The sequence below is a fragment of the Micromonospora sp. NPDC048830 genome (assembly GCF_043198215.1).
GTDB lineage: Bacteria > Actinomycetota > Actinomycetes > Mycobacteriales > Micromonosporaceae > Micromonospora.
Window position 1 is genome coordinate 41,183 of sequence record NZ_JBICUP010000037.1, and the last position, 9,585, is coordinate 50,767.

1 protein-coding gene is annotated in these 9,585 nt (G+C 73.1%); it reads left to right on the forward strand.

Translation table 11 applies throughout. The features are described from left to right. Positions 1-1,469 precede the first annotated feature (1,469 nt). Positions 1,470-9,569: an SDR family NAD(P)-dependent oxidoreductase gene (locus tag ACGFIZ_RS26080; RefSeq protein ID WP_393423380.1), complete on the forward strand. Its 8,100-nt coding sequence runs from the start codon at positions 1,470-1,472 to the stop codon at positions 9,567-9,569. Positions 9,570-9,585: the final 16 nt, after the last annotated feature.

A 9,585-nucleotide genomic window follows, 5' to 3' on the forward strand; every position in this document is an offset into this window, starting at 1 on the left:
GCTGATCAACTCCATGGCGGCGACATGGGCGCATCCCGATTCGGCTCTCCGCAATCTTGGTGCGAAATGGCCCCTGGAGGGGCCGATTTCCACCAAGATCTCGGGTCAACTCCACAATGTCGGCGACATGGAGTGGATCACCCGAGCCGGGTGGGGGAGAGATTCGCTGGTCTGGCAGGCGTCGGCGTGTGCGATATCCGGCTGGGCTGCCGTCGGGTGTGACCGGCGGCTTCGGGAGCCGGCGGGGGGTCGCGTCGCGAAATCGGCCGGCGGCCCGTCCAGGTTGTCGTTCGCGCCGGTGCGACCATGCCAACGGGGCGTTCGGTCGGAGGGGATGTCGTCGGTCGAGGAAGACCGGTCGAGCCCGACCATCCTTTCCCGACGTTCGGCTCCGGCGCGGACGCCGCACAGTGTCCGGAGGTCGTCCGATCGGCTGGCGTCGAGCCGTTCGGCCGGCCGGTCGGGATGCCGACAGAGCGGGCTCTGAGGCGCCCGTCCGGGACCGGGCGAGCCGGGCCTTCCACGGCCGCTGTATCCGTGCTGATCGATTGGACTGCTGCTGGCTTCGCTGGTTGTCGTGGGTACGGGTCGGTCCGCGGACTCGGCCAAGCGGGGCTGTCAGTCCTGTGTGGACGCGATCGCCACGAGTCCCGGCCTAGTGCCACCGATCGGCCGAGACCGGCCAAAAGTGACGGTCCGATCTGTCTTGCCAGATCGTCGAGTCCCGCTGATAGCATCCGGCCGAGCGATCAGTTGAAGACTGCGTCGGGGGGACGTCGCCACGGTCGTGGCGGATTGCTCACGAGTCGTCCGGCCTTCGGGCCACCAGCCGTCTCGTTTCTTTCCAGCTTGTTACGAGCGGGTTGGCTTGCTGGTAACAACCTGGGTTGGCCTGGCTTCGTGTATTGGGGGGTGCTGTGGGTGAACTGCCACGGCGTAGCGATGTCTTTCCTGCTCGACGGGTCACGTCACCCGTGCGGATCACGCCTTTCGCCCCCGCCCTGCCGGACATGACCAGCCTCTCACGGCAATTGCCTGGTAAGCCGGTTCGCTGCCTTTCTGGTCACCGCCAGCCGAGGCTCCCGCTGTCTCGCAAGCCTCCTTCCGTGGGCGGTCCGCAGCGGAACCGCCCATCGACAACAGGTGCGGGCGCGGGGGCGCAGCGGCCCCGAGTGGCTCGCCGTTCCCTTCCGGCCAGCGGCCGACGGCCGTCTGGCTCGTGGCCGTCGGAACCATGCTGAGCTGCGAATATCCGCCCGCGCCGCACGAAGGCGGCACCACTTCCTGACCCGACTTCCGCGCCTGCTCCCGGCCCACCGGCCGCCTCTCGGCCGGCAGCGTCCGCATCTCGCCCCGCCGCGAGGATGCCGGGTGCCGCCCTTCAGGCAGGGGATTCTCTCGTTTAGGACACGTGCATGCACCAGGACGACCAGGAATCAGTCCGTCGTGATTCGCCCACCGCCTCGGCCGTGGAGAGTTTGCTCCGGGAACACCTGGCCGAGTTGCTCGGCCTGGATGCGGCCGGGCTGGACAGGCAGGAGCGTCTCAGCCGCTACGGCCTCAATTCGGCGCGCGCCGCAAGCCTCATCGCGGCGCTTTCCCGATACCTCGGGCGACCGCTGCCGGCGACGCTTGTCTGGGGCTATCCGACGATTGACGCACTGGTCCGTTTCCTCACGGAGGGCGGCGACTCGCCATCTCCCGTCGTGGCGCGTCGGGCGGTTCGGGAGTCCGAGCCGATCGCCATTGTGGGAATGGCCTGCCGGTTCCCGCGCGCGAAGGACATTGACGCCTACTGGAAACTGTTGACGGCGGGTGTCGACGCCGTCACCGAGGTGCCCGGCGACCGGTGGGACGTCAACGAGTTCTTCAACCCGTCGCCGACGGCCACGGGCAAGATGAGTACCCGCTGGGGCGGGTTCCTCGACCAGGTCGACGGGTTCGACGCCGAGTTCTTCGGCATCGCACCACGCGAGGTCGTGCAGATGGACCCGCAGCAGCGTCTGGTCCTCGAACTGGCCTGGGAGGCGCTGGAGGACGCCGGGATCGCCCCCAAATCGCTGAAGGGGACCGCGACGGGCGTGTTCTGCGGTGCCATGTGGCACGACTACGGGCAGCTCTTCGGCCACCACGCGGAGGACATCACCCCGCACACCGCGACCGGGCAGGACCTGAGTGTCGTCTCGGCCCGCGTCTCCTACGTCCTCGGCCTGCAGGGGCCGAGCCTGACCGTCAACACCGCCTGCTCGTCCTCGCTCGTGGCGGTGCACCTCGCCTGCCAGAGCCTGCGGACGGGCGAGTCCACGGTGGCGCTCGCCGGCGGCGTCAACCTCACCATCGCCCCGGAGAGCACCGTGGCGATGTCGAAGTTCGGGGCGATGGCCCCCGACGGCCGGTCCAAGGCGTTCGACGCCCGCGCCAACGGCTACGTCCGCGGCGAGGGCGCCGGGATCGTGGTGCTCAAGCCGCTGTCCCGGGCCCTGGCCGACGGCGACACCATCCACTGCCTGATCCGCGGTTCCGCGGTCAACAACGACGGCTTCAGCAACGGACTCACCGCGCCCAACCCGCAGGCGCAGGTGGCGATGCTCCAGGCCGCGTACGCCGCGGCGGGCGTGTCCCCCGACCGGGTCCACTACGTGGAGACCCACGGCACCGGCACGATCCTCGGCGACCCGATCGAGGCCAACGCGATCGGCTCCGTGCTCGGCGCGGCCCGCCCGGCCGACCGCCCGTTGGTCATCGGCTCGGTCAAGACCAACATCGGCCACCTCGAGGCGGCCGCCGGCATCGCCGGCCTGATCAAGACCGCCCTGGCGATCAGGCACCAGACGATCCCGCCGAACCTGCACTTCGACGAGCCCAACCCGCACATCGCCTTCGACCAGCTGCGGCTGCGCGTGCCGCGGACGGCGGAGCCGTGGCCCGTGCCCGACGAGAAGCCGCTCGCCGGGGTCAGCGCGTTCGGGTTCGGCGGCACCAACTGCCACCTCGTCCTGGAGGGAGCGACCACCCCACCGGCCCAGCTTCTGCCCCTGTCGGCGCCCGACGCCGCCACGCTGCGCGAGGTGGCCGCCCGCGTCCGGGACCTCGCCGCCGGCCCCGTCGCCCTGGCGGACCTCTGCTACACCGCCGCCCGGCAGCTCTCGGCGCAGCCGCACCGGCTCGCCCTGACCGCGCGTACGCCCCAGGCACTGGTCGGCCAGCTCGACAGCTGGCTCGACGCCACCTCCGCGGAGACCAGCCCGGCGCCGTTGTCGGTTCCTCGGGTGGTGTTCGTGTTTCCGGGGCAGGGTGGGCAGTGGTTGGGGATGGGTCGGGAGTTGTTGCGTCGGGAGCCGGTGTTCCGGGAGGTGGTGCGGGCGTGTGACGCGGCGTTCGCGGGGTTTGTGGATTGGTCGTTGGTGGAGGTGCTTGAGGCTGGGTCGGTTCCGGGGGGGATCGATGTGGTGCAGCCGGTGTTGTTCGCGGTTGAGGTGGGGTTGGCGGCGGTGTGGCGGTCGTGGGGTGTGGAGCCTGCGGCGGTGGTGGGGCATTCGATGGGTGAGGTCGCGGCGGCGTGTGTGGCGGGGGCGTTGTCGTTGTCGGATGCGGCGCGGGTGATTTGTGAGCGCAGTGGGTTGATGCGGCGGATCAGTGGTCGTGGGGCGATGGCGGTGGTGGAGTTGGCTGCTGCGGAGGTTGAGGAGGTGGTGGCTCCGTTTGGTGGTGCGGTGGTGGTGGCGGCGTTGAACGGGCCGGTGACGACGGTGGTGGCGGGGTCGTCGGAGGCGGTGGATTCGGTGGTGTCGTCGTTGTCGGGGCGGGGGGTGTTCGCGCGGCGGGTGCAGGTGGATGTGGCGTCGCACAGTCCGCAGGTGGATGGGTTGCGGGATGAGTTGGTGGCGCGGTTGGTGGGGGTGTCGCCGGGGTCGGCGTCGGTGCCGTTGTATTCGACGGTTCGGGGTGAGGTGCTCGACGGCGGGGAGTTGGATGCGGGGTACTGGTGGGAGAACCTGCGTCAGCCGGTGCGGTTCGCGCCGATGGTGCAGCGGTTGCTCGATGACGGGTTGACGTGCTTTCTGGAGATCAGCCCGCATCCGGTCCTCGCCACCGCCGTCGAACAGAGCCTGGCCCGGCACGACCGACCCGGCATGATCCTGGCCTCGGCCCGCCGTGACGAGGACGAGCGCGGCGTGCTGCTCGACACCGCCGCCACGCTCTACCGGCTCGGTCAACCGCTCAACTGGCCGGCGCTCTATCCGCAGGACGTCACGCCGGTCCCGCTGCCGCCCGAGCTGGCCGGCCAGCCCGCCGGCAACGCCGCGCAGGCCGGTGCGGGCGCGCCCGTGGCCGCCGGGGACGACCGCGAGTGCCCCACGGCCGCCGATGCGCCGCGGCGGCCCGCCAAGCCCGGCGACCCCGAGGCCGGGGACGCCGTGCTGCTGCCCCTGTCCGCGCACTCGCCGGCCGCACTGACCGAGCTGACCCGACGCACCGTGGAACTGCTCCGCCGGCACCCCAACATCCGGCTGCGGGACCTCGGCCACACCGCCGGCGTCCGCCGTACCCACCACGGCACCCGGCTCGCCGTCGCGGCCGCCTCCCGCGCCGACCTGGTCGCCCAGCTGGAGGCCCGGCTCGCCGACGAGCACCCGCCCTCCACGGTGCCGTCGTCGGTTCCTCGGGTGGTGTTCGTGTTTCCGGGGCAGGGTGGGCAGTGGTTGGGGATGGGTCGGGAGTTGTTGCGTCGGGAGCCGGTGTTCCGGGAGGTGGTGCGGGCGTGTGACGCGGCGTTCGCGGGGTTTGTGGATTGGTCGTTGGTGGAGGTGCTTGAGGCTGGGTCGGTTCCGGGGGGGATCGATGTGGTGCAGCCGGTGTTGTTCGCGGTTGAGGTGGGGTTGGCGGCGGTGTGGCGGTCGTGGGGTGTGGAGCCTGCGGCGGTGGTGGGGCATTCGATGGGTGAGGTCGCGGCGGCGTGTGTGGCGGGGGCGTTGTCGTTGTCGGATGCGGCGCGGGTGATTTGTGAGCGCAGTGGGTTGATGCGGCGGATCAGTGGTCGTGGGGCGATGGCGGTGGTGGAGTTGGCTGCTGCGGAGGTTGAGGAGGTGGTGGCTCCGTTTGGTGGTGCGGTGGTGGTGGCGGCGTTGAACGGGCCGGTGACGACGGTGGTGGCGGGGTCGTCGGAGGCGGTGGATTCGGTGGTGTCGTCGTTGTCGGGGCGGGGGGTGTTCGCGCGGCGGGTGCAGGTGGATGTGGCGTCGCACAGTCCGCAGGTGGATGGGTTGCGGGATGAGTTGGTGGCGCGGTTGGTGGGGGTGTCGCCGGGGTCGGCGTCGGTGCCGTTGTATTCGACGGTTCGGGGTGAGGTGCTCGACGGCGGGGAGTTGGATGCGGGGTACTGGTGGGAGAACCTGCGTCAGCCGGTGCGGTTCGCGCCGATGGTGCAGCGGTTGCTCGATGACGGGTTGACGTGCTTTCTGGAGATCAGCCCGCATCCGGTCCTCGCCACCGCCGTCGAGCAGAGCTGCCGCCGACACGGCGGCGACGGCGTCGTCCTGGCGTCCCTGCGCCGCGACTCCGCCGAGCGGTTGGCCATGCTGGACACCGCGGGCGAGCTGTACCGCATGGGCGTACCCCTCGACTGGAGCGCCCTCTGCCCGGCCCCCGGTGAGGTGGTCCGGCTGCCCGGGTACCCGTGGCAGCGGGAGCGGTACTGGCCGGACGGCCGCGCGACCGGGGCCCGGCGGACGGTGGGCCACCCGCTGCTCGGCCGCCACGTCGAGTCCTCGCTCGACCGGGGCACCCACCTGTGGACCACCGAGATCGGCGTCGAGCTGCTGCCGTACCTCGACGACCACCGCGTACGCGGCCAGGTGCTCCTCCCGGCGGCGGCGTACGTCGAGATGGCCCTGAGCGCGGCCACCGACCTGCTCGGCACGCGGGCCCACACCGTCGAGGATCTGCGGGTCACCCAGCCCCTCGCGCCCTCCCACGAGGGGCCCACCACGATCCAGGTGACCCTCACCGAGCGCACGCCCGGTGTGCTCGCGTTCCGCTGCGCCAGCCGCCAGCCGGACGAGTCCGGCCAGTCCTCCGGCTGGCTGGTGCACGCCTCCGGCACGCTGCGCGGCCCCGCCGACGACCGGCCCGTCCCGGAGGCGGACGACGCCGGGCTGCGGCACCGGGTCGCGGAGCGGAGCGGCGACGACCACTACGCGGCGATGCGGGCCCGGGGCCTGGAGTACGGCCCCCGCTTCCAGGGCGTGCGGCAGCTCTGGCGCACGGCCGGCGAGGCGTCCGCGCTGATCCAGCTCGCCGAGGAGCCGACCCACGGGTACGCCGTTTACCCCGCGCTGCTGGACAACTGCCTCCAGGTCGCGGTCGCCGCGCTGCCGGACCAGCCCGCCGACACGTACGTGCCGGTCGGGATCGCGCGGTTCGAGCTGCGCGAGCCTCCCGGCGCGACGCTGTCGTGCCACGCCCGGATCCGGCCCGCCGACCCTGGCGACGACCAGCTGCACACCGCGGACCTCGTCGTGCGCGACGACGACCGGGTGCTGCTCACCGTGACCGGCCTGCGCCTGCGCCGGCTGGAGCGGACCACGCCCGCCGGAGGCGACCTGCTCCACGAGATCCGGTGGCAGCCGGCGCCCGCCCTCGCCACCCCGCCCGCCGAGGCGGACTGGAGCGGCCGGTGGCTGCTCCTCGCCGACTCCGACACCACCCTGGACGCCGCCCTGGCGGCACGGGGCGGCACCTGCGTCGTCGTCCGACCCGGGGACACCTACCGGCGGCTGGGGGTGGACGCCTACCAGGTCGACCCGACCGACCCGGCGCACCTGCGTGACCTGCTCGCCGACGCGTTCGGCGCGGACCGGCCCTGCCGCGGCATCATCCACCGCTGGGCGCTGGACGCCGGCGGCGCCCGGCCCGACCCGGCCGCGCTGGAGCGCGGCCACACCCTGGTCGCCGACAGCGTGCTGCACCTGGTCCAGGCGCTGCACGAGGTTCCCGCCGCCGGGCGGCCCCGGCTGTGGCTGGTGACCCGCGACAGCCAGGCCGTCGTCCCGACCGACCGGGTCCCGGCGGTCCTCCAGGCGCCCCTGTGGGGGCTTGGCCGGACCATCCAGCACGAACACCCGGACCTGCACTGCACCCGCGTCGACCTCGGCGCGGACCTCGCCGACGAGGACGCGGCGCTGCTGACGGCGCTGCTCGCGCCGGCGGACGAGCCCGAGCTGGCCGTGCGCGGCGCCGACGTCCTGGTCTCGCGGCTGGTCGCCCGGGCGGCCCCCGAGCAGCCCGCCGCCGCCCCGCGGCCCGCCGGGGACCGCCCGTTCCGGCTCGAGCTCGACCGCACCGGCACACTGGACCACCTCCAGCTGCGCGCCTTCACGCCGGTCCAGCCCGGCCCCGGCGAGGTGCTCGTCGAGGTCCGGGCCAGCGGGTTGAACTTCCGCGACGTGCTCAAGACCCTCGGGCTCTACCCCGGCGCGGACGAGGGGGACCTCACCCTGGGCGACGAGTGCGCCGGAGTGGTCGCGGCGGTCGGGCCGGACGTCACGGACCTGCGGGTCGGCGACGAGGTGGTGGCGGTGGCCCTGCGCGCCATCGGCACGCACGTGCTCGCCGACGCGCGGCTCGTCGCGCCGAAGCCCGCGCGGATCACCTTCGACGAGGCGGCGACGCTGCCGATCGCGTTCCTCACCGCCGCGTACGCCCTGGAGCACCTCGCCCGGATGGAGCGGGGCGAACGGGTTCTCGTCCACGCCGCGGCGGGCGGCGTCGGGCTGGCCGCGGTGCAGCTCGCCCAGGCCGCCGGGGCGGAGGTCTTCGCCACCGCCGGCAGCGAGGAGAAGCGCGCCCACCTGAAGTCGCTGGGCGTGCCGCACGTGATGGACTCCCGCACGGCCGCCTTCGCCGAGCAGGTGCTCGCGGAGACCGACGGCGCGGGCGTCGACATCGTCCTGAACTCGCTGGCGGGCGACCTCATCGCCCACGGCATCGCCGCGCTGGCCCCGTACGGGCGCTTCGTGGAGATCGGCAAGCGGGACATCTACCAGGACCGCCACATCGGACTCGGCGAGTTCCGCCGCAACCTGGCGTTCTTCGCGGTCGACCTGGACCGGATGTTCCGGGAACGGCCCGCGCTGGTCGGCGCGCTGCTGCGCCGGATCGTCGCCCGCGTCGACGCCGGGGAGCTGCGGCCGCTGCCGATGCGCCGGTTCGCCGTCGCCGAGGCGCACGACGCCTTCCACCTGATGGAGCAGTCCGGGCACATCGGCAAGATCGTGCTGTCGGTGACGGACCGTCAGACGGTGCCCGTCGCCCCGGCCACGGCCGGCGCCGCCCCGATCCACGCCGACGGCAGCTACCTGATCACCGGCGGCTTCGGCGGGCTCGGCCTCAGCGTCGCCCGGTGGCTGGCCGACCAGGGCGCGCGCCAGCTCGTCCTGGTTGGACGGAACGGCGCCACGGCCGCCGCGCGGCCGGCCGTCGACGCGCTGACCCGGGCCGGCGTACGCGTCGCCGCCCTCGCCGCCGACGTCACCTCCCCCGACGAGGTGAGCCGGGTGCTGGCGTACGTGCGGGAGAACCTGCCCCCGCTGCGGGGCGTCGTGCACGCGGCCGGCGTGCTGGACGACGGCATCCTGCTGCAGCAGACCGCCGAGCGGTACCGCCGCGTCGCCCGGCCCAAGGCCGACGGCGCCTGGCACCTGCACGAGCGCACGCGCGACCAGGACCTCGACTTCTTCGTCCTGTTCTCCTCGGTCACCTCGGTGCTCGGCTCGCCCGGCCAGAGCGGCTACGCCGCCGCGAACGCGTTCCTCGACGCGCTGGCCCACACCCGGCGCGCGGCCGGGCTCCCGGCGCTCAGCGTCAACTGGTGCCCCTGGTCGGCGGTGGGGATGGCGGCCCGGCTGGAGCAGGGCGGCCAGGAGGCGCTGCGCGGCCTGCGGGCGATCACCCCCGAGCAGGGCGTGACCGTCCTGGGCACGCTGCTGGGGCAGGACACCGCGCAGGTCGCCGTGATGCCGTTCGACGCGGCCGAGTGGGTGGCGGCGTACCCGACTGCCGGCCGGACGAACCAGCTCGCGCTGCTCGGCCCGGGCGCGGCGCCGCAGCCGGCGGTTGGCGGCGCCCGCGCGGAGTTCCTGGCCGCCGAGCCGGGCCGGCGCCGCCGCGGCGTGATGGAGGCGTACGTCCGCGAGCAGGCGTCCCGGGTGCTGCGGCTGGCGCCCTCCCGGATCGGGGTCGGCACGCCGCTGCGCAGCCTGGGGTTCGACTCGCTGATGTCGCTCGAACTGCGCAACCGCCTCGAAGCCGGCCTGCAGCTGCCGCTGCCGTCCACGGTCATCTGGAACTACCCGACGATCGAGGTGCTGGTGCCCTACCTCGCCGAACGGATGCAGATCCCGCTGGACGCGCCCGCGCCCGACGGCGGCGACACCGCCGACGACGTTCGCCCCGAGCCGTGGGCGGGGCCTGCGGCCGGTGCGCCGTCCGGCCCGGACGACCTGAGCGAACTCTCGGTCGACGACCTGGAATCGCTGCTCCTGCAAGAACTCGACGACCTCGATTCCTGAGAAGGCGACAAGAACC